The sequence below is a fragment of the uncultured Cedecea sp. genome (assembly GCF_947498825.1).
GTDB lineage: Bacteria > Pseudomonadota > Gammaproteobacteria > Enterobacterales > Enterobacteriaceae > JGM124.
The window spans coordinates 95,154-118,727 of sequence record NZ_CANMLV010000012.1 but is presented as its reverse complement, the minus strand read 5'-3'; the positions used below and the strand labels follow the sequence as shown (position 1 = coordinate 118,727).

General features: G+C 48.2%; 20 protein-coding genes. 3 read left to right on the top strand and 17 right to left on the bottom strand.

The window, feature by feature from the left end:
• Positions 1 to 4: 4 nt before the first annotated feature.
• The 13 genes from nuoM to Q1A40_RS13910 form a co-directional block, all read right to left on the bottom strand.
• A complete protein-coding gene (gene nuoM, locus Q1A40_RS13970) occupies positions 5 to 1,534 on the bottom strand; it encodes an NADH-quinone oxidoreductase subunit M (protein ID WP_300001045.1) in 1,530 nt (509 codons plus the stop codon).
• 78 nt (positions 1,535 to 1,612) lie between these two features.
• The gene (nuoL, locus tag Q1A40_RS13965; protein WP_300001043.1) at positions 1,613 to 3,454 is read right to left on the bottom strand and encodes an NADH-quinone oxidoreductase subunit L; all 1,842 of its coding nucleotides are present in this window, start codon (positions 3,452 to 3,454) and stop codon (positions 1,613 to 1,615) included.
• Positions 3,451 to 3,753: an NADH-quinone oxidoreductase subunit NuoK gene (nuoK, locus tag Q1A40_RS13960; protein ID WP_211990514.1), complete on the bottom strand. Its 303-nt coding sequence runs from the start codon at positions 3,751 to 3,753 to the stop codon at positions 3,451 to 3,453. The genes nuoL and nuoK overlap by 4 nt, the downstream gene beginning before the upstream one ends.
• The gene (nuoJ, locus tag Q1A40_RS13955; protein ID WP_300001041.1) at positions 3,750 to 4,307 is read right to left on the bottom strand and encodes an NADH-quinone oxidoreductase subunit J; all 558 of its coding nucleotides are present in this window, start codon (positions 4,305 to 4,307) and stop codon (positions 3,750 to 3,752) included. Before nuoJ ends, nuoK begins: the two co-directional genes overlap by 4 nt.
• 10 nt (positions 4,308 to 4,317) lie before the next feature.
• Positions 4,318 to 4,860: an NADH-quinone oxidoreductase subunit NuoI gene (nuoI, locus tag Q1A40_RS13950; protein ID WP_300001039.1), complete on the bottom strand. Its 543-nt coding sequence runs from the start codon at positions 4,858 to 4,860 to the stop codon at positions 4,318 to 4,320.
• Between the two features lie 14 nt (positions 4,861 to 4,874).
• Complete coding sequence (gene nuoH / locus Q1A40_RS13945) at positions 4,875 to 5,852, bottom strand: NADH-quinone oxidoreductase subunit NuoH (RefSeq protein ID WP_300001037.1); 978 nt, start codon at positions 5,850 to 5,852, stop codon at positions 4,875 to 4,877.
• Positions 5,849 to 8,572, bottom strand: coding sequence for an NADH-quinone oxidoreductase subunit NuoG (gene nuoG / locus Q1A40_RS13940; RefSeq protein ID WP_300001035.1), 2,724 nt, complete (start codon positions 8,570 to 8,572; stop codon positions 5,849 to 5,851). Before nuoG ends, nuoH begins: the two co-directional genes overlap by 4 nt.
• Before the next feature lie 91 nt (positions 8,573 to 8,663).
• Positions 8,664 to 10,007, bottom strand: a complete 1,344-nt coding sequence (nuoF, locus tag Q1A40_RS13935) for an NADH-quinone oxidoreductase subunit NuoF (protein WP_300001033.1) — start codon at positions 10,005 to 10,007, stop codon at positions 8,664 to 8,666.
• Positions 10,004 to 10,504: an NADH-quinone oxidoreductase subunit NuoE gene (gene nuoE, locus Q1A40_RS13930; protein ID WP_300001031.1), complete on the bottom strand. Its 501-nt coding sequence runs from the start codon at positions 10,502 to 10,504 to the stop codon at positions 10,004 to 10,006. Before nuoE ends, nuoF begins: the two co-directional genes overlap by 4 nt.
• 2 nt (positions 10,505 to 10,506) lie before the next feature.
• A complete protein-coding gene (gene nuoC / locus Q1A40_RS13925) occupies positions 10,507 to 12,315 on the bottom strand; it encodes an NADH-quinone oxidoreductase subunit C/D (RefSeq protein ID WP_300001029.1) in 1,809 nt (602 codons plus the stop codon).
• Between the two features lie 86 nt (positions 12,316 to 12,401).
• Positions 12,402 to 13,076, bottom strand: coding sequence for an NADH-quinone oxidoreductase subunit NuoB (gene nuoB, locus Q1A40_RS13920; RefSeq protein ID WP_259049209.1), 675 nt, complete (start codon positions 13,074 to 13,076; stop codon positions 12,402 to 12,404).
• A gap of 15 nt (positions 13,077 to 13,091) precedes the next feature.
• Positions 13,092 to 13,538: an NADH-quinone oxidoreductase subunit NuoA gene (gene nuoA / locus Q1A40_RS13915; RefSeq protein WP_259049210.1), complete on the bottom strand. Its 447-nt coding sequence runs from the start codon at positions 13,536 to 13,538 to the stop codon at positions 13,092 to 13,094.
• A gap of 579 nt (positions 13,539 to 14,117) precedes the next feature.
• Positions 14,118 to 15,044: a LysR family transcriptional regulator gene (locus Q1A40_RS13910; RefSeq protein WP_300001078.1), complete on the bottom strand. Its 927-nt coding sequence runs from the start codon at positions 15,042 to 15,044 to the stop codon at positions 14,118 to 14,120.
• Between the two features lie 1,158 nt (positions 15,045 to 16,202).
• On the opposite strand from Q1A40_RS13910, the gene alaA reads away from it, so the two are divergent.
• Entirely contained in the window at positions 16,203 to 17,417 is a 1,215-nt protein-coding gene (alaA, locus tag Q1A40_RS13905; RefSeq protein ID WP_300001027.1) for an alanine transaminase AlaA, read from the top strand.
• A 129-nt stretch (positions 17,418 to 17,546) separates the two neighbouring features.
• A complete protein-coding gene (gene yfbR, locus Q1A40_RS13900; protein WP_300001077.1) occupies positions 17,547 to 18,146 on the top strand; it encodes a 5'-deoxynucleotidase in 600 nt (199 codons plus the stop codon).
• A 95-nt stretch (positions 18,147 to 18,241) separates the two neighbouring features.
• On the opposite strand, the gene Q1A40_RS13895 is transcribed toward yfbR, so the two are convergent.
• The 4 genes from Q1A40_RS13895 to yfbV all read right to left on the bottom strand — a co-directional run bounded on the left by Q1A40_RS13895 (position 18,242) and on the right by yfbV (position 21,970).
• Positions 18,242 to 20,074 (bottom strand): SLC13 family permease, encoded by a 1,833-nt coding sequence (locus tag Q1A40_RS13895; RefSeq protein ID WP_300001026.1) that lies wholly within the window; start codon positions 20,072 to 20,074, stop codon positions 18,242 to 18,244.
• 85 nt (positions 20,075 to 20,159) lie between these two features.
• A complete protein-coding gene (locus Q1A40_RS13890) occupies positions 20,160 to 20,825 on the bottom strand; it encodes a sugar phosphatase (RefSeq protein WP_300001024.1) in 666 nt (221 codons plus the stop codon).
• A gap of 11 nt (positions 20,826 to 20,836) precedes the next feature.
• Positions 20,837 to 21,331: a YfbU family protein gene (locus tag Q1A40_RS13885; protein ID WP_300001023.1), complete on the bottom strand. Its 495-nt coding sequence runs from the start codon at positions 21,329 to 21,331 to the stop codon at positions 20,837 to 20,839.
• A 183-nt stretch (positions 21,332 to 21,514) separates the two neighbouring features.
• Positions 21,515 to 21,970 carry a terminus macrodomain insulation protein YfbV gene (gene yfbV, locus Q1A40_RS13880; RefSeq protein WP_300001022.1) on the bottom strand — a complete coding sequence of 152 codons (456 nt, stop codon included), beginning with the start codon at positions 21,968 to 21,970 and terminating at the stop codon, positions 21,515 to 21,517.
• A 334-nt stretch (positions 21,971 to 22,304) separates the two neighbouring features.
• Between yfbV and ackA the strand changes: the two genes are divergently transcribed.
• Positions 22,305 to 23,507, top strand: a complete 1,203-nt coding sequence (ackA, locus tag Q1A40_RS13875) for an acetate kinase (protein ID WP_300001021.1) — start codon at positions 22,305 to 22,307, stop codon at positions 23,505 to 23,507.
• The last annotated feature ends 67 nt before the right edge of the window (positions 23,508 to 23,574 follow it).

Genomic DNA, 23,574 nt, shown 5'->3' with positions numbered 1-23,574 from the left:
CGAATTACGGCCTTGTAGTAGAAATGGACTGTGTGAACCACTGCTGAATATTACTCATAGAAGCATGAGAGGTATCCAGAATTGGCTGTGGGAAAATACCCAACAGAACTAACAGCGCCGCAAGGAACAAAATAATTGAGAATTCCCGCGCTGTCATACCACGCAGTTGCTTATCGCTTATCTCACTTTGAGCTTTACCAAAGTAGGCACGATGGAACATCGCCAGTGAGTAAACCGAGGCAAACACCACCCCAAAGGTCGCAATCACTGTGATAACCGGTACAGCCTGGAAGCTGCCGAACAGGATCATAAATTCACCGACAAAGTTACCTGTTCCCGGCATCCCGAGGTTGGCAACAGCGAAGAATAATGACAGGCCCGGCAACCATTTGATTTTATTCCACAGACCACCCATCTGACGCATATCACGAGTATGAAGACGCTCGTAAAGCTGTCCGCAGATAATGAACAGTGCAGCAGCAGACAGACCGTGAGCAATCATCTGAACCACTGCCCCTTGATAAGCCAGCAGGCTGCCGGTGTAGATAGCAATTAACACAAAGCCCATGTGAGACACAGAGGTGTAAGCAATCAGACGCTTGATATCGGTCTGGGCAAACGCCAGCCATGCACCATAGAAAATACCGACAACACCCAGGGCCATTGCAACAGGTGCGAACGCCGCAGAAGCTTCAGGGAACAGCGGCAGAGAAAAACGCAACAGACCATAGGCCGCGGTTTTCAGCAAGATACCGGCAAGGTCAACCGAACCTGCTGTCGGAGCCTGAGAGTGAGCATCAGGTAGCCAGCCATGCAAAGGAACTACTGGCATTTTCACTGCGAAAGCGATAAAGAAGCCTAACATTAACAGCCATTCAACACCGTGGGACATCGGTGTATTCAGTAACTGTTCGTAGTTAAAGGTCCAGACGTCAGTCGCATTATAATGAACGAACACCAGCCCGAGGATCGCAATCAACATCACCAGACCACTGGCCTGGGTGTAGATAAAGAACTTGTTCGCCGCATTGATACGTGTCTTCCCGTTAGAGGCTTTATAACCCCATAACGCAATCAGGAAGTACATCGGAACCAGCATCATTTCCCAGAAGAAGAAGAACAGGAACAGGTCAAGGGAAAGGAACACCCCCATCACTCCACCGAGGATCCACATCAGATTCAGGTGGAAAAAGCCCTGATATTTTTGATTCTCATTCCAGGAACAAAGAACCGCCAGAGCACCCAGTAATGCGGTAAGCACCGCCATCAGCAGTGACAGGCCGTCAACCGCAAGATGGATTGAGATGCCAAAGCTTGGGATCCATGGCAGAACAAATTCAGACTGCCACTGTGGCAAACCCGCAGACTGCGTCAGAGAATAGTCACCCTGCAACCATAATTGCAGTGTCAGTGCCAGTGTCAGCCCCATGGTAATCAGCGCAATCCAGCGAGGCACTTTCACGCCGAAGCGTTCGGTCTGCCAGCAGAAGAAACCGCCGATAAAGGGGATTAATATTAGCCAGGGTAATAGCATGGCGTTTTGTGTCCCTTATTAAAATAAATCTTATACGTCTCAGTCCCTCTCCCGAAGGAGAGGGAACTCACCGTTGGATTAGTGCAGTATCAGCAGTAAGCCAAGTACTACTACCGCGCCAATGCTCATAGATGCCACATACCAGCGCAGGTAACCATTCTCACTCACCAGCAAGCCACGACCAGCGAAGCGTGCCAGGATAGCAGGAATATTCATCAGTGCATTCAGCGGATCGCGCTTAAGCAACCAGGAAATGCCCAGGAATGGTTTAACAAACACTTTGTCGTACAGGCAATCGAAGCCCCAGGCATTGAACCACAGCTTGTTGAGCATGCGGCCCAGTGTGCTGTTAGCCAGAGCGGTAACCAGAGTACGTTTACCTAACCACAGCCCACTCGCCAGCAACAGACCAACAATGGCAATCGCGCCAGAGATAACTTCCAGAGTCAGTTTCGTGTCGTGAGCCAGTTTCGTGGTATCCGGTAAAACACCCTGCAACGGCTGTACAATCAGTGCACCAATAAAGGTCGACAATACCGCCAGAACAATCAGCGGCAGATGATGCGTAATCCCTTTACCTGCATGGGCCTTAATCTGCTCTTTGCCGTGGAAGGCCACGAAGATCAGACGGAAGGTATACAGAGGTGTCAGCATCGCGCCCGCCAGACCGGCAATCAGCAGGTACATGTGTCCATTGGCCAGTGCACCTTCAAGGATCTCATCTTTACTGTAGAAACCAGCACTGATAATCGGCAGAGCAGACAATGCAGCCCCCCCTACCAGGAAGCAGATATATACCAGCGGAATGGACTTACGCAGTCCACCCATCTTGAAGATATTTTGCTCATGATGGCAGGCAAGGATAACTGAACCCGCAGAGAGGAACAGTAAGGCTTTAAAGAACGCATGGATCATCAGGTGGAAAATGGCAGCATCCCAGGCCTGAACACCCAGCGCCAGGAACATATAACCCAGCTGACTCATGGTGGAATAAGCCAGAATACGCTTGATATCGGTCTGTACTAAGGCACAGAAGCCCGCCATCACCAGCGTTACCGCACCAACAATACCGACCAAATGCAGCACTTCTGGGGTCAGCAGGAACAAGCCATGCGTACGGGCAATCAGGTAGACACCCGCGGTAACCATGGTTGCGGCGTGGATCAGCGCAGAAACAGGCGTTGGACCGGCCATCGCATCTGCAAGCCAAGTTTGCAGTGGCAGCTGAGCAGATTTACCGACCGCACCACCTAAGATCATAAGCGTAGCCAGATTCAGCATATGGTTGTCTGCTGCAAAGTGCTGCGGTGCCAGTTGTGCCATTTCACTGAAGTTCAGCGTGCCCAGCTCGTTATAGAGGATGAACATACCAAAGGCCAGGAACACATCACCAACACGGGTCACGATAAAAGCTTTCATCGCTGCTGCGCCGTTCTTCGGATCGGTGTAGTAAAAACCGATCAGTAAATAAGAACAGAGCCCCACCCCTTCCCAACCCAGATACATCAGCATCATGTTATCGGCGAGTACCAATACCACCATGCTGGCAATAAACAGGTTAGTGTAAGCGAAGAAGCGTGAATAACCTTCCTCACCACGCATATACCATGATGCAAAGATATGGATAAGGAAGCCCACACCGGTGATCACAGACAGCATTGTCAGGGAAAGGCCATCAAGGTGCAGATTAACCCCAATGTCAAAAGTGCCTACCGCCATCCAAGTCCATAATGGCTGGATAAAGGCTTCACGAGAGCCTGCGAGAAACTCCATTCCGGCGAACAGCGTAACCAGAGCGGCAAGGCCAACAGAGCCAGCACCGATAATCGCAGAGACATTTTCAGACCAGCGCCCACGAGAAAACGCCAGCAATACAAAGCCAACTAATGGCAGAAAAATCGTTAACCAGAGAAGGTTCATCCACGCATCTCACTTACTGAATCGATATTCAGGTTCTGACGGCGACGATGGAGCTGCAGCAGCAATGCAAGGCCGATACTGGCCTCAGCAGCCGCTAAACTGATCGCGAGTATATACATCACCTGGCCATCAGGCTGGCCCCAATAGCTACCGGCGACCACAAAAGCCAGCGCGGCAGCATTGATCATCACTTCAAGGCTTATCAGCATAAACAGCAGATTGCGACGGATAGTCAGTCCTGTCAGCCCCAGCACAAATAAAATAGCCGCGAGGATCAGTCCATGTTGCAACGGGATCATACGTTCTCCTCCGATTTCTTTCTCACCGCCATATCAGACGGACGGTTGCTCAGCACTTCACCGGCTCTGTCTTCACGACCCAGATGGAAGGCAACCACCAGCCCGGCCAGCAGCAGCATCGAAGCGAGCTCAACGGCCAGAACATAAGGACCGAACAGGGCAATACCGACTTGTTTCGCATCAATATTGGTGCCATCGATGCCCTGATCGTTAATACCGACGATTGCGTAAATCAAGACCACTAACAGCACGCCTGAGAGTATGCCTGGGCCAATCCATACTTGTGGTTTAAGCCAGTCACGTTCCTGTTGCTGCACCGAATTACCCAGGTTCAGCATCATGACAACGAAGACAAACAGCACCATGATGGCGCCGGCATAAACGATAATTTCCAGCGCCGCGGCAAAATAAGCCCCGAGTGAGAAAAACACCCCGGAGATAGCCAGCAAGGAAACAATCAGGTACAGCAGCGCATGGACCGGATTAGTATGAGTTATCACCCTGAGGGTGGTCAGGACGGCCACGATTGAGCAAATATAAAAAGCAAATAGCATTCCTGACTCCTTAAGGTAACAGGCCTTTGACGTCGATAGGTTTGGCTTCATTTTCAGCCTGACCTTTATCTTTGCCGTCGATTGCCATACCTGCCATCCGGTAGAAGTTATATTCCGGGTATTTACCCGGACCGGAGATCAGCAGGTCCTCTTTTTCATATACCAGATCCTGGCGCTTATACTCACCTAACTCAAAGTCAGGCGTCAGCTGAATAGCGGTAGTCGGGCAGGCTTCCTCGCAAAGACCACAGAAGATACAGCGTGAGAAGTTGATACGGAAGAATTCCGGATACCAACGACCATCTTCCATCTCAGCTTTTTGCAAAGAAATACAGCCAACCGGGCAGGCAACCGCACACAGGTTACAGGCAACGCAGCGCTCCTCACCATCCGGATCACGCGTCAGCACAATGCGACCACGGTAACGCGGAGGCAGATAAACAGGTTCTTCCGGATACATGCGCGTTTCGCGTTTCGCAAAGGCGTGCATGCCAATCATCCAGATACTGCGTACCTGGGTGCCGAAACCAACCACTAACTCTTTTAATGTCATGGTTTATTCACCCCTTATGGTGCCTGGTAAAGAATGACCGCAGCGGTCACCAGCAAATTGATAAGCGTCAATGGCAGACAAACTTTCCAGCCAAAGGACATCACCTGGTCATAACGAGGACGAGGCAGTGCTGCGCGAATCAAAATGAACATCATCATGAAGAACGCTGTTTTCAGCGCAAACCAGACGAACGGGGGTAACCATGGGCCATGCCAGCCACCAAAGAACAACGTCACCATCATGGCGGAAATCGTCACGATACCAACGTATTCACCGACGAAGAACAGACCGAATTTCATACCGGAATATTCAACATGATAACCATCAGCCAGTTCCTGCTCAGCTTCGGGTTGGTCAAACGGGTGACGGTGACAAACTGCAACGCCTGCGATAGCAAAGGTCACAAAACCAAAGAATTGCGGGATAACGTTCCAGAGACCAGCTTGGTTGTTAACAATATCGGTCATATTGAATGAACCAGCCTGTGCAACAACACCCATTAAGGAAAGACCGAGGAACACTTCGTAACTCAGTGTCTGGGCTGATGCACGCATGGCACCCAATAATGCATATTTGTTGTTACTTGCCCAGCCAGCAAACAGTACGGCGTAAACACCCAGTCCTGCCAGCATCAGGAAGAACAAAATACCAATATTAAGATCGGCAACAACCCACGACGGGCTGACTGGCACAATAGCAAATGCCAGCAGCATTGAGGTAAAGGCGATAACCGGAGCAATAGTAAAGATGAAACGGTCGGCAAATTTTGGGATCCAGTCCTCTTTAAAGAACATTTTGATCATGTCTGCCGCCAACTGAAGCGATCCGCCCCAGCCTACACGGTTGGGTCCGTAACGGTTCTGGAAGAGCCCGAGCAAACGACGTTCGCCAAAGCTCATAAACGCGCCACATACCACCACAACCAATACAATCACAATGGCTTTGAGGATGCTGATGAGAATATCAATAACATCTGGCGTCAACCAACTCATTGCGCAGCCTCCTGCAGATTCTCAAGACGGGCACCCGCAAGAACAGGTGCAATTCCTGGCATACCCATCGGCAAACCGACTAAGCCTTTGGCAAGCCCGGATGAGAGTTGCAGAGGCAGGCTCAGTGTCTGACCTTCATAACTGAAGGAGACCAGACCACCCGCATTAACACCGAGTGCCGCCGCATCTTCCGGATTCAGTTTGACGTAAGGTTGAACCATACGTTTCTGGAATACCGGTGAACGCTGGGACATTTCATCACTACCAAACAGATGATAGTAAGGCGCTACACGCCACTTACCTTCTTCTATCTGGAAACTCTCAGGGATAGCCGTGAAATAGTCGAGGCCGTTTTCAGACGCTTCAATCAGACGAACACCTGGATCGCCGTGGCGCAGATGACCGCCCACTTCAGCCTGGAATTTATTCCATGCTTGAGGTGAGTTCCATCCTGGTGCCCAGGCAAACGGAATTTGCTGACGGTCGGCAAGCGGACTGTTGTTCCCTTCCATAGAGAAGGCAAACATGGTGTCTTTATCTTGCGGCTGACGAGGTTCATGAACGCTGATGTTGGCGCGCATTGCGGTACGGCCACTGTAGCGATGAGGTTCACGCGCCAGTTTCTGACCACGAATACGGAAGCTCGCATCCGGAGCGGCATCTTTGATACCCGCCAGTTGCGGCAGCACTTTCACACAAGCATCAATCACATTATCAAGCTGCGTCCAGTCGATCTGACGGTTCTCAACAACACTTTGCAGAGAGTGCAGCCAGCGCCAGCTTTCCAGCATTTCAACGGAACTGTCATAATAAGTCGGGTCATAAACCTGGAAGAAGCGCTGGGCACGGCCTTCGTTGTTAATGACGGTACCGTCACTTTCCGCGAAGCTTGCCGCTGAAAGCACCAGATGGGCTTTGTCCATAATGTCGGTACGCTGGTGATCAATCACCAGAACCAGTGGAGCTTTGCTCAGAGCGGCATCAACGCGCGCAGCTGAAGCGTGGCGATGCAAGTCGTTTTCAAGTACCACGACTGCGTCTGCCGCACCGGTTTCCAGCTCAGACAAGGCTTCGTCCAGCGAACCACCGCCTATCATACCCAGACCAATACTGTTGACCGCACGCGCAATCATGGTAACGCCAACTTCAGCACCGCGACCTTTCAACGCTTTCGCGATATTAGCCGCCGCCTGAAGGACCGCTTCACTACCCGCATTAGTACCAGAAACAATTAATGGCTTACGGGCGCCCGCCAGTGCCTGAACAATCACATCCACTTTACTGCGTAAGTCACGGCTCAGTTCAACAGCGGGGGCTGTTTCATCCAATGCATGAGCAATCGCGAAGCCAAGACGCGCCTGATCTTCAACAGGTGCACGATAGGTCCAGGCAGCAATATCGTCGAGACGGGTATCATCAACGTTGGTGACAAACAGCGGATGTTTCGCATGCTGACCAATGTTCATAATCGCCGCAATCTGCCAGTCAGCCACTTTCTGAGCGGCTGCCATTTCACGTGCTTTACCTTTTACCGCTTGACGAATAGCCAGAGCGGCACGCGCGCCGGTCTGAGTAACATCTTCACCCAGAATCAGCACCGCATCGTAAGACTCAATTTCACGCAGCGCAGGAGTATGAATTCCGCTTTCACGCAGAACCTTCAGTACCAGCTGTAAACGTGCTTGCTCACCTGCCGCAATACCGGTGTAGAAGTTACTTGCACCCACCAGTTCGCGCAGGGCGAAGTTGCTTTCAATACTGGCGCGTGGAGAGCCAATACCGATAACTTTCTTCGACTGACGCAGAATATCTGCTGCACCTTGTAATGCTTGTTCCGCATTCAGAGTGATTAAGTCGTCGCCACGACGCTGAATCGGCTGACGAGGACGATCTTTGCGATTGACATAGCCATAGCCAAAACGACCGCGATCGCACAAGAAGTAGTGGTTCACGGTACCGTTATAGCGGTTTTCAATACGACGCAGTTCGCCATAACGCTCACCAGGGCTTGTGTTACAACCCAGGGAACATTGCTGGCAAATGCTCGGTGCAAACTGCATATCCCATTTACGGTTATAACGCTCTGAGTGGGTTTTGTCGGTAAATACCCCGGTCGGACAGATTTCTACCAGGTTACCGGAGAATTCGCTTTCGAGAGTACCGTCTTCAGGGCGACCAAAGTAGACGTTGTCATGGGCTCCGTAGACGCCCAAGTCTTTACCGTCTGCATAGTCTTTGTAGTAACGAACACAGCGGTAACAGGCGATACAACGGTTCATTTCGTGAGAAATGAAGGGTCCCAGATCCTGATTACGGTGAGTACGTTTAGTAAAGCGATAACGACGGAAGCTATGACCGGTCATTACGGTCATATCCTGCAGGTGGCAGTTGCCCCCTTCTTCGCAGACAGGACAGTCGTGTGGGTGGTTAGTCATCAGCCATTCCACAACGCTTTCCCGGAACTCCTTCGCTTCACCATCATCAATAGAAATGAAGGTGCCATCAGACGCAGGTGTCATACAAGACATTACCAGGCGGCCGCGGGTATCTTCAGCGTTCTGATATTGCTTTACCGCACACTGGCGGCAAGCACCGACGCTGCCCAGCGCCGGATGCCAGCAAAAATAAGGAATATCAAGGCCGAGAGACAGACAAGCTTCAAGAAGGTTGTCTGCCCCATTTACCTCATATTCTTTGCCGTCTACATGAATCGTAGCCATAGTCAGCATGCTTCCAGTTGGCCTGAATAAACTCAGGCGTTAATCAAAAATTCTTGTGCCATTCCTCACGAAAAATCGTGATGAAGGAATATTACCAGCGCGTTTTTAACAGGTTCGGTTGAATACCACTTATCATGCGGAGGTTACCGAGATCCTGTTTGGCAATGCCTGCTTCGAATTCGTCACGGAAATATTTAATGGCACTTTGTAGTGGTTCAACGGCACCTGGCGCATGAGCACAGAAGGTTTTACCCGGCCCAAGGGAGCGACAAAGCTGTTCCAGCGTTTCGATATCGCCAGGTTGTCCTTCTCCACGTTCGAGGGCCCGCAGAATTTTTACGCTCCACGGCAGACCATCACGACAAGGTGTACACCAGCCACAAGACTCACGGGCGAAAAACTCTTCCAGGTTACGAACCAGAGACACCATACCGATTTCATGGTCAACGGCCATTGCCAGTGCCGTTCCCAGACGACTGCCTGCTTTACCGATACTTTCGAACTCCATCGGTAAATCAAGATGTGCGTCGGTCAGGAAGTCAGTCCCTGCCCCACCCGGCTGCCAGGCTTTAAATTTCAAGCCATCACGCATACCACCAGCATAATCTTCAAGAATTTCTCGTGCGGTAGTACCAAAAGGCAGTTCCCAGACCCCCGGGTTTTTAACGCGTCCTGAGAAGCCCATCAGCTTAGTACCCGCGTCTTTACTCAAACCGCCAATTCCCTGATACCACTCAACGCCGTTTGCCAGAATCGCGGGGACGTTACACAGAGTTTCTACGTTGTTAACACAGGTAGGTTTACCCCAGACGCCGCTTGACGCAGGGAACGGAGGTTTAGAACGTGGGTTAGCGCGACGACCTTCCAGGGAGTTAATCAGAGCAGTTTCTTCACCGCAGATATAACGCCCGGCACCGGTATGCACAAACAGTTCAAAATCAAAACCCGATCCGAGAATATTTTTACCCAACAGACCCGCTTGTTTCGCTTCTTCAATAGCACGGCGCAGATGCTCGGCTGCTTCAATATACTCGCCGCGCAAGAAGATATAGCCACGATAGGCTTTCAGAGCGAACGCGGAGATCAGCATACCTTCGACTAATAAGTGAGGCAGTTGCTCCATTAATAAGCGGTCTTTATAGGTGCCTGGCTCCATCTCATCTGCGTTACACAGAAGATAACGGATATTCATGGACTCGTCTTTTGGCATCAGGCTCCACTTCAACCCCGTGGAAAAGCCTGCGCCGCCGCGTCCTTTCAGGCCAGCATCTTTAACGGCAGTAACGATCTCGTCTGGCGCCATACCACTCAGCGCTTTACGGGCACCCTCATAGCCATTTTTGCTCTGGTATTCTTCCAGCCACACGGGCTGTTTATCGTCACGCAAACGCCAGGTCAGTGGATGTGTTTCAGCAGTACGAATAATGGTTTTCATTTATACCGCTCCAGCAAATCAGGAATGGCTTCTGGGGTCAGATGACTGTGTGTGTCTTCATCAATCATCATGCTTGGCCCTTTATCACAGTTACCCAGGCAGCAGGTTGGCAATAACGTAAAACGACCATCTGCTGTAGTCTGGCCAGGTTTAATAGCAAGCTTGCCTTCAAGCGCTGACTGGATCCCCTGGTAACCGGTAATATGACAAACAACGCTATCGCAATAACGAATAACGTGGCGTCCTACTGGCTGGCGGAAAATCTGGCTATAAAACGTTGCCACACCTTCTACATCACTTGCCGGAATACCCAGAACATCAGCAATGGCATAAATCGCACCATCGGGTACCCAGCCGCGCTGTTTCTGAACAATTTTCAGTGCTTCAATTGAAGCCGCACGAGGATCTTCATAATGATGCATCTCGTGTTCAATGGCCTCACGTTCTGCCGCACTCAGCTCAAAAGCCTCAGTCTGGTTTTGTTGGTTATCATGCATAGTTAGCGATCCACATCAGACATTACAAAATCGATACTACCCAGATAGACAATCAGGTCTGAAACCAAGCTGCCACGAATTGTCGCCGGAATTTGCTGCAAATGCGCGAAGCTCGGCGTACGGACACGGGTACGGTAGCTCATGGTGCTGCCGTCACTGGTCAGGTAGTAACTGTTAATTCCTTTGGTTGCCTCAATCATCTGGAAAGATTCGTTAGCCGGCATCACCGGGCCCCACGAAACTTGCAGGAAGTGAGTAATCAAGGTTTCGATATGCTGCAAAGTACGCTCTTTCGGTGGCGGCGTAGTCAGCGGATGATCGGCTTTAAACGGGCCAGCAGGCATATTTTTCAGACACTGGTCAAGAATACGCAGACTTTGACGCAGCTCTTCAACTTTCAGCATAACGCGGGTATAGCAATCGCTCACCCCACCACCAACAGGAACTTCGAAATCGAAATTCTGATAGCCAGAATAAGGACGCGCTTTACGGATGTCGAAATCAATACCCGTGGCGCGCAGACCAGCACCAGTAGTACCCCATTCGAGGGCTTCTTTCGCGCCGTAGGCAGCAACACCCTGAGAACGGCCTTTCAGAATGGAGTTACGCAGTGCCGCTTTCTCGTAAGAGTCGAGACGTTTTGGCATCCACTCCAGGAACTCTTTTAACAAACGCTCCCAGCCTTTCGGTAAGTCATGCGCCACACCGCCGATACGGAACCAGGCTGGGTGCATACGGAAACCGGTGATAGCCTCAACCAAGTCATAAATCTTCTGACGGTCAGTAAAGGCGAAGAACACCGGAGTCATTGCGCCCACGTCCTGAATAAACGTCGAGATATACAGCAGGTGGCTGTTAATACGGAAAAGCTCAGACAGCATTACGCGAATCACGTCCACGCGTTCAGGTACCACAATGCCAGCCAGCTTTTCGACCGCTAAGACATAGGGCATTTCATTCACGCAACCACCGAGATATTCAATACGGTCGGTATACGGAATATAGCTGTGCCATGACTGACGCTCGCCCATTTTTTCTGCGCCGCGGTGGTGATAACCGATATCTGGAACACAATCGACTATCTCTTCACCGTCAAGCTGTAACACGATGCGGAAGGCACCATGCGCAGAGGGGTGGTTCGGACCGAGGTTCAGGAACATGAAATCTTCATTTTCACTGCTACGTTTCATGCCCCAGTCTTCAGGCTTAAACGTCAGCGCTTCCATTTCCAGATCTTCTTTTTGTTTGGTCAGAACAAACGGATCGAATTCAGTGGCACGCGCCGGATAGTCTTTACGCAGAGGATGCCCTTCCCAAGTGGATGGCATCATGATGCGTGTCAGATTAGGGTGACCTTTAAAGGTAATACCAAACATTTCCCATGTTTCACGCTCATACCAGTTTGCGTTCGGGAACATGTTAGTCAGCGTCGGCACATACAGGTCGTTTTCAGCTAAAGCCACTTTCAGCATAATGTCGCGATTGCGATCAATCGAAATGAAGTGGTAGAAAACGGAAAAATCCGCAGCCGGTAAACCGTTGCGGTGAGTGCGGAGACGTTCGTCCATGCCATGTAAGTCGAACAACATGACATAAGGTTTCGGGAGTTTCTTTAAGAAGTCGACAACTTCCAGTAGTTGCTCGCGCTTAACCCAAACAACAGGAACCCCGGTACGGGTTGGCTGAATGGTAAAGGCATCCGGCCCAAAGCGGTTACGCAGTTCACCTATTACAGGGTCATCAAGATGATCCCTGGTCTGCCAGGCTGGCATGGCGTCTTGCGCGGTTAAATCGGTCATAGTTCTCACCATTGCAAATGAGTCTGTGGTGACTGACGACCAGTGCCATTGCTTTGATATTATATAAATGCAAGGCGTTCACTGGCCGCAGGCGCAAATTAAATTTCGTCTGGTGTACGTAGATTGGTAACAGCAATACGCTCGCCGCGCTTACGTTCACGCTCTGACTGCATGTTGGCGCGGTAAACTCCCTGATCGCCAACAACCCAGGACAGCGGGCGACGTTCTTTACCAATAGATTCCTGCAGTAGCATTAATGCTTGCATGTAAGCTTCCGGGCGCGGCGGACAACCGGGAATATACACGTCAACAGGCAGGAATTTGTCAACACCCTGTACGACAGAGTAGATGTCATACATACCACCGGAGTTGGCACAAGCCCCCATTGAAATGACCCATTTAGGCTCCAGCATCTGGTCATAGAGACGCTGAATAACTGGAGCCATTTTGGTAAAACAGGTACCTGCAATTACCATCAAGTCAGCCTGGCGGGGGGAGGCACGCAATACTTCAGCGCCAAAACGTGCAACGTCATGTACAGCGGTAAACGACGTTACCATCTCCACATAACAGCAAGAAAGACCGAAGTTATAGGGCCAAATTGAGTTTTTACGGCCCCAGTTAACCATGTCGTGCAGAGCATGCTCAAGCTTGCCCACATAAACACTGCGGTTAATTTCTTGCTCCAGTGGATCAGTTACGATTTCCTGTTTTTGCAGGGGGTAACGGTCATTCTCACCGTTAGGGTCTATGCGGGTGAGCGTATAGTCCATCTTATTGCCTCGTTGTTACTGCGTATGACGGTTAGTAGTACTGTCTGTTTCCGGGTTCATTTGCTCACGGCGCGAACGCACCGGAGTCCAATCCAGCGCACCAACACGCACCAGATACACAAGCCCAGCCAGTAGAACTAAAATGAAGATTGCGGCCTCTATGAAGCCAACCCAGCCACTTTCACGAACGGAAATTGCCCAAGCAAAGAGGTACAGTGCTTCTACGTCAAAGATGACGAAAAACATGGCAACTAAGTAAAACTTAGCAGAAAGGCGTAGACGTGCCGTACCAACGGAGTCAATACCTGACTCGAAGGGGGTATTTTTGTGCCGGGCCCGGGCTCTACCACCGAGTAACCAACCTCCGGTGAGCATAAAACAGCACAGACCAATAGCAACAATAACAAAGACAGCAAACGCCCAGTGTTGAGCGATAACTTCGATTGATGTTGACATACTCATTGCTTACTCATCAAAAGTGATGTTTAAACCTCTGCTCTTGCTGGCAGATGAACACCACATCGATTCATGGGAAGAACGAAAAACCGTACAATTACTGCCAGAATTCGCAATAGACAGAAAATTGATGGGGTTTTTTACTCCTTTCTATAACCTTTTGTCAACTTTAACAAAAGTAAGCACACATAAATTTACACTGACAGATTCTCGTTAACATTTAATGCTTTATAAACTAATTTTCGTAAGTTTATAAACCGATTAACAATTTGTTGAATCGTGTCCGTTGCGTGCAAAAAAAATACCCTTCTATTCTGGCAGGAAATCGCTCCGATTCCTCCCCTTAAACTGAGTATTTTTTTGATCCAGGACACACTTTCACGAATTCACATCAAAATCATGTAACATTTTTGTGAAATTTTTAACATCATGTCTGTTAGCTGAAATTGTGCAATATCAGGATTATCAAGGCATATCACCCAAACTGCAGCTTCCTGCATCAAGATGAATCCGTTCAGACACCAAAAAAATTGCACATAATTTAAACAAATGTAACGTTTTGTATTAGAAAACGCTTAATCGCCGCTAACCGACCATACTTGCACTCAGGGAACTCTCATTTTTAATCTTGTTACGAGAGGGGAGCCGCCCATCAGAGAACTGATTAAAAAGTATCTGAGCCATTGCATTTTTCGTTTCAGGGTGTTTACAGAGTAAGTATTTTGTTTCCGGTAAAATCGGTAGAGTTTCAGACTGCCCCAGCATGCGAAGTTCGTTACACCTCATGACTTCCATCGGCCCTGCTGTGACGCCGAGTCCTGCTTTCAGCGCTGCATAAACAGAAGCCTGAGTAGTGGCTTCATAGGAGATCCGCCACGGAATACCCGCATTATTCAAGGTATTCAACATCATGTCTCGATGTAAACCAGACTCTTCTGTCAGAACCAGTGGAACAGGTTCTCCTCTGCGGAAAACATAGTCAGTGGCACAATACCAGAATGTGGATGAACGACGTAATACGGTACAGTCATAATGGGCTGGATGTGACGTTGCAATGATCAAGTCCACCTCTTGCTGACTCACTTTTGTATCCTGAAATGGATTGCTTTTAATTCTTACATCAAGGATGAGCTTGGGGTATATCGAACGAATCAGATCTAACTGAGCAGGCAGAATCGCTTCGGTTATTTCAGCCGCTACCCATAATGTCAGTACCCCGTCAAGCGTACTACCGCGTAACGACAAGCAAGCTTCATCATTAAAACGTAGAATCTTCCGTGCATATCCCAGCAACTGAACACCATGATCGGTCAATAATTTGTTCCTGCCATGACGCACAAAGAGTTCTTTTTCTACCAATAACTCCAGACGCTGCATTTGCTGACTGACAGCCGATTGGGTACGGCTGACAGCCGTCGCTGCCGCACCAAAAGTATTCAGATCAGCGACGGCAACAAATGTGCGCAGCAAATCAAGATCCAGATTAAGTATAAGACGATTTTCGTTAATCATTTTTTTCACTAGTCGATTTCTCTTACGAGTCTTCCTTGGTTTATTTTTTGACTTATCATATAGATAAATCAATTCCCTTTACTGTCTTATCTGATTACTGCCACGGCTTATTAGACTGTCATTTCGTATATCCGATCCGCTATACGTCAGAATACCTGAGATGAATTTCATGAATTTCTCTAAAACCTTGGGTATCCTTATCATTCCGGGCACTTCAAGTCTCACAGTCAACTGACATTTAGAAAATGGAATGATGGCGTTTACCTCTTCTTATCCTCTGTCTTCGTTTTCACCTGCAAGCCACCCGAACTGTTTCCTGGATATATATTTAGCGATTATCCTAAAAACTAAAAAAACAGATCCAACTATTGCAATATTTATATTTTACAGTATTCATAATATAGACCCTCTCCTCTTTAATAAGGTTTTTAGCCCCCACCATCATTACTGAATATCGATTTAATAACTGTTAAAGAACGATATTTTTCATGAATAAAAATATCGTTCTCGGCTATGGCTACACGGCATCGAGCAATCGATGAGAAAAAATAACCTCATTAATATTTATATCCCCCCTACACTCTCAGAGAGATTTTATTATCATCATACAATGTAAAAAATAAGTGCCAGATTTGTTATTTTTTATTACGCATATTTAAAATAATGCTGATGAGTTTTAATATATGCCGAAAACAATCCGAGTCTCTTGTAGGCGCGAAGTGGGGGCATCAATGAGCACGGATAAACTCTGTCATTCGGCGCGCCTCACGTATGTATCCTCAAGCAACTTGAAGCATGACGGGTATATCTGTAAATCGAAGACTTATTATTCTGTTCTCACCCCCCCAAAAACATGGATGCTTAAACCAGATCTTTCCCCTCCCCCACAGCGGAAAAAACAAATCATTCATGTTGCTTTCAAAAAAAATAACAAACCATAAATCTATAAAAACAAAAAAAATCAGAATTAAAAATCAACAAAAACCACCAGAAAAGCATTCATCACTAATGATAGTTTGATGCAGTCTGCCATTTACGTAATAATTTATTTCTATTTCAGGGAACTATCGCCCTTCAAATCTTGCAGTAGCAAGAGTACATTGTGAAATATCAGCTTCCACGGCGGGAAGCTACGCTAACAACTAAGGTCACAGGCTCATGTCTTCAATCGAAAAATCCAGCAAACTTGATAATGTCTGTTACGACATCCGCGGTCCTGTACTGAAAGAGGCCAAGCGCCTCGAAGAAGAAGGCAATAAGGTCCTTAAGCTTAACATTGGAAACCCCGCACCGTTCGGCTTTGACGCACCAGATGAGATCCTGGTTGATGTGATCCGCAACCTGCACACTGCCCAAGGTTATTGCGATTCTAAAGGATTATTTTCTGCCCGTAAGGCTATCATGCAGCACTACCAGGCACGGGGTATGCGTGATGTGACGGTGGAAGACATTTATATTGGTAACGGTGTCTCCGAACTGATTGTCCAGTCGATGCAAGCTTTGCTGAACAGTGGCGATGAAATGCTAGTACCCGCTCCAGACTATCCGCTCTGGACTGCTGCCGTTTCATTATCCGGTGGCAAAGCGGTTCACTATCTCTGCGACGAAAGTGCTGACTGGTTCCCCGATCTTGATGATATTAGGGCTAAAATAACGCCACGTACGCGTGGGATCGTGATTATTAATCCGAATAACCCAACCGGTGCGGTCTACTCTAAAGAACTGTTATTAGAAATCGTGGAAATTGCACGTCAACATAATCTGATTATTTTTGCTGACGAGATCTACGATAAGATCCTCTATGACGACGCCGAGCATCATTCTATTGCTGCCCTGGCACCCGACTTGTTAACGATTACCTTTAACGGATTATCTAAAACCTATCGCGTCGCCGGATTCCGCCAAGGCTGGATGGTCTTGAGTGGCCCGAAAAAACAGGCTAAAGGTTATATCGAAGGTCTGGAAATGCTGGCATCGATGCGCCTTTGTGCGAATGTACCGGCTCAGCACGCCATTCAGACCGCATTGGGTGGCTACCAAAGTATCAGTGAATTCATTGTGCCGGGTGGCCGCTTGTATGAGCAACGTAATCGTGCGTTTGAACTCATTAATGAAATTCCAGGCGTGTCTTGTGTTAAGCCCCGCGGTGCGTTGTACATGTTCCCGAAAATTGATGCGAAACGATTCAATATTCATGATGACCAGAAAATGGTGCTCGATTTTCTTCTGCAAGAAAAAGTACTGTTGGTTCAGGGAACCGCTTTTAACTGGCCATCGCCAGACCATTTCAGAATAGTCACATTGCCCCGCGTTGACGATCTGGAAATGGCCATTACCAAGCTAGGCCGTTTCCTCAGCCACTATAGCCAGTAATATTTGCCCCATATAATGAGATCAGGAAGAGGATAACAGCCGCTTCCTGGTCTCCTTACTCAGAGAGGATTTGCATTGTCCTCCCCTGCCCCGCAAAATACCTGTTATCTGTTTTATACATCAGGGAATATTATGCAAAGCCACTTCTTCGCCTATCTTTCACGTCTGAAGCTCATCCAGCGTTGGCCTTTGATGCGCAATGTACGTACAGAAAATGTTTCCGAGCACAGTCTCCAGGTTTCGATGGTCGCTCATGCCCTTGCAGTGATTAAAAACCGTAAATTTAATGGTCAGGTTAATGCAGAACGTATTGCGCTTCTGGCCATGTACCACGATGCCAGCGAAGTACTGACAGGGGATCTTCCTACGCCGGTTAAGTACTTTAATTCACAAATTGCCCATGAGTACAAAGCTATCGAGAAGATCGCCCAGCAAAAGATAATAGAGATGGTTCCGGAGGAATTACGTGATATCTGGGAGCCATTAATTGATGAATCTCAGTACAGTCATGATGAAAAATCCATCGTTAAACAGGCCGATACCCTCTGCGCCTATCTTAAATGTCTGGAAGAACTTTCAGCAGGAAATCATGAATTTTCATTGGCTAAAACTCGTCTGGAAAAAACGTTGGCAGAACGTCATAGCGATGAAATGGCCTATTTTATGGAAACGTTTGTCCCGAGCTTTCATCTCTCGCTGGATGAAATTAGTCAGGATTCATCCCTTTGACCCCCTCCTCACACGAATAAACTGTCCAACTTTATGGTTCAAAAGGACTCAGCATTCGCGGTATATCCACACGCCAGACACTCAAATATTCTCGTCTAAAAAGGAAACAGCACAGGCACCATTACCACACAGACAATCATCACAATTACGGTGAATGGAATGCCTATTTTCGCAAAATCGCTAAACGTATAACGCCCGGGGCCTAATACCAAGGTATTGACCGGTGAGGAGACTGGCGTCATAAAGGCAGCAGATGCGGCCATCGCGACTATCATGGCAAAAGGATAAGGCGAGACCCCCATCGTTTTTGCCGCCGCCAACGCAATAGGAGCCATTAATACAGCCGTTGCCGTGTTAGAAATGAATAATCCAATTGTCGCACACATGATAAACAGACAGACCAGCATAATATGCGGTCCGTAATCACCGCCAAAGGACATCAGCCCGGTGACGATTAAATCCACACCGCCGGTTTTTTGTAATGCCAGGGCAAAAGGCATCATTCCCACGATAAGGATAATGCTCGGCCAGTGGATAGCCTTGTAAGCACTCTCCATATCAATGCAGCGAAATTTCCCCATCAGTAAGCAGGCAATAATCGCAGCGACAGGATTAGGTATCTCATCCATAACCATCAGTACCACCATCAGAACCAGACAGAAAAGTGCGTGGGGGGCCTGACTATGTGCGGGCGAAGCGTCTACCTCTTCAACGGGGATATTGAGCAACAAGAAATCACGGTTTTGCAGTGAAAGGAGTTTAATTAATTTCCAGTCGCCGACCACCAGAATAATATCACCGGGCTGTATCGGTTCATTAACCACCACTCCTTCCATCGCCTTTCCGGCACGTCGCAATCCGACAACATTAAGACCATAGCGGGTACGAAATGCCATTTCCCGTACCGTCTTCCCTGCCAGTTCAGACTCAGGTACTAACAACACCTCTGCCATACCGACATCCATTGCCTGGTCAGAAAAATACTCTCCACGTAATACCTTCGGTTCCAACAGCTGCTCACTACAGAACAAGCGTAACTCTTCTTCAGAAGCAGAAATATCTATCAGCAAAACATCGCGCTCACGAAATGCAGTTTCACTGTCGACGTTGACCATCACGCGCCGAAATCGCCTCCAGCGCTCAAGTCCGATAACATTGGCACTGTAGCGTTCACGCAGGCTAAGATCGTCAAGCCGGGCACCAATCATCGGTGAACCGGCTCTAATAGCAAGGCGCCGAGCGCGCCCATTCAGGCGATAGGTTTTAATCAAATCACGAAAAGTACTGCGTTTCCCGGCATCTTTATGCGCGCCTTCACCCTTTCCTTTTAAGGCAAAACGAACAGCTAACATATAGATTATCCCGAGTATCAGGATAACTATACCTATGGGAGTGACACTAAAGAACCGGAAACCTTCTAAGCCTTCACGCAGTAATTCACTGTTAACCACCAGGTTAGGAGGTGTGGCGACTATTGTCATCATGCCACTGATCAATCCAGCAAAACTCAAGGGCATCATTAAACGTGAAGGTGATATCTTCATGCGCAGTGCAACACTGAGGACCACCGGGATAAAGATAGCCACAACCCCCGTGGAGCTCATAAAAGCACCGAGACAGCCAACGGTCGCCATGAGCAAAACCAGCATCTTTATTTCACTGCTTCCGGCCACTGAAACAAGCCAGATACCGACATTAGTGGCAACCCCCGTACGCACCAAGCCATCACCAATGATAAACAGTGCGGCGATCAGAATAACATTGGGGTCACTGAAGCCAGAAAAGGCTTCACTCAGCGTCAGCGTTCCGCTGAGCACAAAAGCAATAATCATCAGTAGTGCCACGGCGTCCATACGCATCTTGCCTGTTGCAAACAAGACGATAGCCACCGCTAATAGCGACAATACCCAAATGAGTTCGAGATTCATAATATTTCCTTATCATTATGAAGATTGATCACATTCGCGAAGATGCCATAAAAAAGCCCCATCAATCAGGGGCTAAGTCAAACAATTAGTGCTTTCTTAGAATTTCAACATCACCGTCTGCTGTTTTCTGTATTAGCAACTCTTTGAGCGATGAGAGAGCATAGTCAACATGCTCCAGCCTCGGGGTATCTGCAGGCGCATTTACCGCAATCACGTGACAACCAGCCGCTAAGCCAGACAGTATCCCTGCCGGGGCATCCTCAACGACAACACACTGTTCTGGCTCAAAACCTAACAAATGCGCGCCAAGCAGATAAGCATCAGGCTCAGGTTTACCCCGTTCAACTTGCTCTGCGGTGACAAAGACCTCTGTTTCTGGTTCTGGCAAGCCAGCCGCCCGGTGACGGGCGTAGGCAATAGGTACGGTCCCCGACGTCACGATGGCCCAAGGAATATTTGCTTCATTGAGAAAGTTAAGGAGTTCGATTGCCCCAGGCAGTGCAGTCACTCCCTCAATGTCTTCAGCTTCCCGTTTCTCAAGCCATGCAAACTCTCGAGCAATTGCCTCCTCAGTCGCCCCCTGCATAAAGTGGCGTATTGAAGTAATGGCTTGCTTGCCATGAATAAAATCCAGGACATCTTGAGCCGGAACATTGAGGCGTGCGGCAAGCTGAGTCCATGCTCGCTCGACCGCAGGCAGAGAGTCAACCAGCGTACCGTCTAAGTCAAACAAAAAACCTTTACACTTCAATCTGTATCTCCTCAGGCATTGATAATTTGCGTAATTTCATTCGCACTTAAATGATACTGACGCGGGCAGGCATGCCAGACCGTCTGCATGCGTATATATTTGTCCCACATAGGTGTCTGTGCATTAAAGTTGTCAGCTCCCGGGGAGAAATGTTGATAGCGATTCTCAGTAGTCACCAGGAAACGCACATAATGTAGAAACTCACTTTCTTTAATAGCATCAAAGCCAAGGAAAATAACACGTAATTCCCCAATGCTCTGGCTATCTTTTAAGTTTGCCCGACTGATTTGCAAAGCGTGGAACATTTCCATAATGTCGATAATGGTACGACAGTTTTCTTCTTTCAGTGCACCAAACTCACTATCAAGCTCACGCATTTGCAATCCATAGCCACGCTCAACAATGGTCTGCAGGCGCTGATAGCTCGCTGCATTTTCCGGATCCATCATGGTCATTAATTTGTACTGATTAGATAAAATAAGACGCTGTGCATGAGTCATTTCCATTTACTGGCTCCTGTCTTTAAGAAAAGTATTTACTTCACCTTACCGAACGAACCCTGGTTATTGCTTTGAGTTAGCACAAGAGTTTAATAAAAATCTCCAGCAGATACCGGTAAACCATCCATACTGAATAGAGTGTTGAAAAACCTTGTCAGACAAAATATCTCTATTTAGCGTAGCAACAGATTACAAATCATCTAAAAATGTTTTATCAAGTTGAGTAAATGCACGTTTAAGCACATCGGCTAACGCCTGATAGTCAGGTTTTCCTTCTATCGGAGCCAGTACCTGATCGGCCGCCTGGAGTTTATCGCGAATGTCATAGAACCATTGTAGTGTTGAAGGGGGTAAAGGTGTGACGGAGCGTTTTCCTAACCACCACAAAGCCTGTAACGGTAAACTACAAGCAAACAGCGCGGTAGCGACGGCAGGCCCCAACTGACCACCAAGTGCAATTTGCCAGGTCAAGGTGAATACCGCGATTGGCGGCATAAACCGTATAGCAAAGCGGGTCATACGAACGACACGGTTCTCAACGAAGACAGGAGCAAGACGTTTATCCATAGGCCATGCTTTAGCGTAGTGCTGTCCACGTCCGAATAAGCTGAACCAGCTTAGATGGCTATTCTGGGGTGTTGACATGGCTTTACCTCAAATTTTTACACAAATAATAAAAAATTATCATAACTCAACAACTATTGATTTCATCGTTCAAAAGATTTTGTATTTTTGGTTATCTATCTGCTACCCTGTGCGCGTTTAATAGCTGTCGGTATAAATGCACAGGCTATCAACCCAAGTTTTATTATACTTGCTGTCACCAAAATGGGTAAACGGCAGAGACTTCGCTTTATTTATTCGCCATGCCAAAAAAAACTTCTGGCATGACGTCAATCATAAATATCAGGGTCATCATGCGCTACGATGGTAGACTATCTGATGTTTTTTTAGCCACGAATTAAAAGTAGGTATTCCCATGTCGAGTAAGCTTGTACTGGTTCTGAACTGCGGTAGTTCATCACTGAAATTCGCTATTATCGATGCGGCAAACGGTGAAGAATATCTTTCTGGTTTAGCCGAATGCTTCCATCTGCCTGAAGCACGTCTTAAGTGGAAGCTTGATGGTGCCAAACACGAAGCCGCTCTGGGTGCAGGCGCCGCCCATAGTGAAGCGCTTAACTTCATTGTTGACAACATTCTGGCACATAAACCAGAGTTGTTAGCCCAGCTTACAGCAATCGGCCACCGTATCGTTCACGGCGGCGAAAAATACACCAGTTCCGTTGTTATCGATGACTCTGTGATTCAGGGTATCAAAGATTCCGCCTCTTTTGCACCATTACACAACCCAGCTCATCTGATTGGTATTGCAGAAGCACTGAAATCATTCCCTGAACTTGCCGATAAAAACGTTGCGGTATTCGACACGGCTTTCCATCAGACCATGCCTGAAGAGTCTTATCTCTACGCTCTTCCTTATAAACTGTATAAAGAGCATGGAATTCGTCGCTATGGTGCACACGGCACCAGCCACTTCTATGTAACCCAGGAAGCGGCAGAAATGCTTAATAAACCTGTTGATGAATTGAATATCATCACCTGCCACCTCGGTAACGGCGGTTCTGTAACGGCTGTTCGTAACGGCAAAAGTGTTGATACCTCAATGGGTCTGACACCGCTTGAAGGTCTGGTAATGGGTACCCGCTCTGGTGATATCGATCCTGCGATTATCTTCCATCTGCATGATACCCTCGGTATGAACATTGATGATATCAACAAAATGCTGACCAAAGAGTCTGGTTTGTTGGGTCTGACTGAAGTCACCAGTGACTGCCGTTATGTTGAAGACAACTACGAAGAAAAAGCTGACGCTAAACGTGCAATGGACGTTTACTGTCACCGCCTGGCAAAATATATCGGTTCCTATACCGCTCTGATGGACGGCCGTCTGGACGCGGTTGTGTTCACCGGTGGTATCGGTGAAAACGCAGCCATGGTACGTGAGCTGACGCTGAATAAACTGGGTGTTCTGGGTCTTGAAATTGACCATGAGCGTAACCTGGCTGCTCGTTTTGGCAAGTCCGGCTTTATCAATAAAGAAGGAACTCGCCCGGTGCTGGTTATTACAACCAATGAAGAGCTGGTTATCGCTCAGGATGCATCCCGCCTTACTGCCTGATTCTCTTGCCGCAGCATTCGCTGCGGCATGTTTTCAGTTAAGCTGAGCCTTAAGGCTCACGAAAACG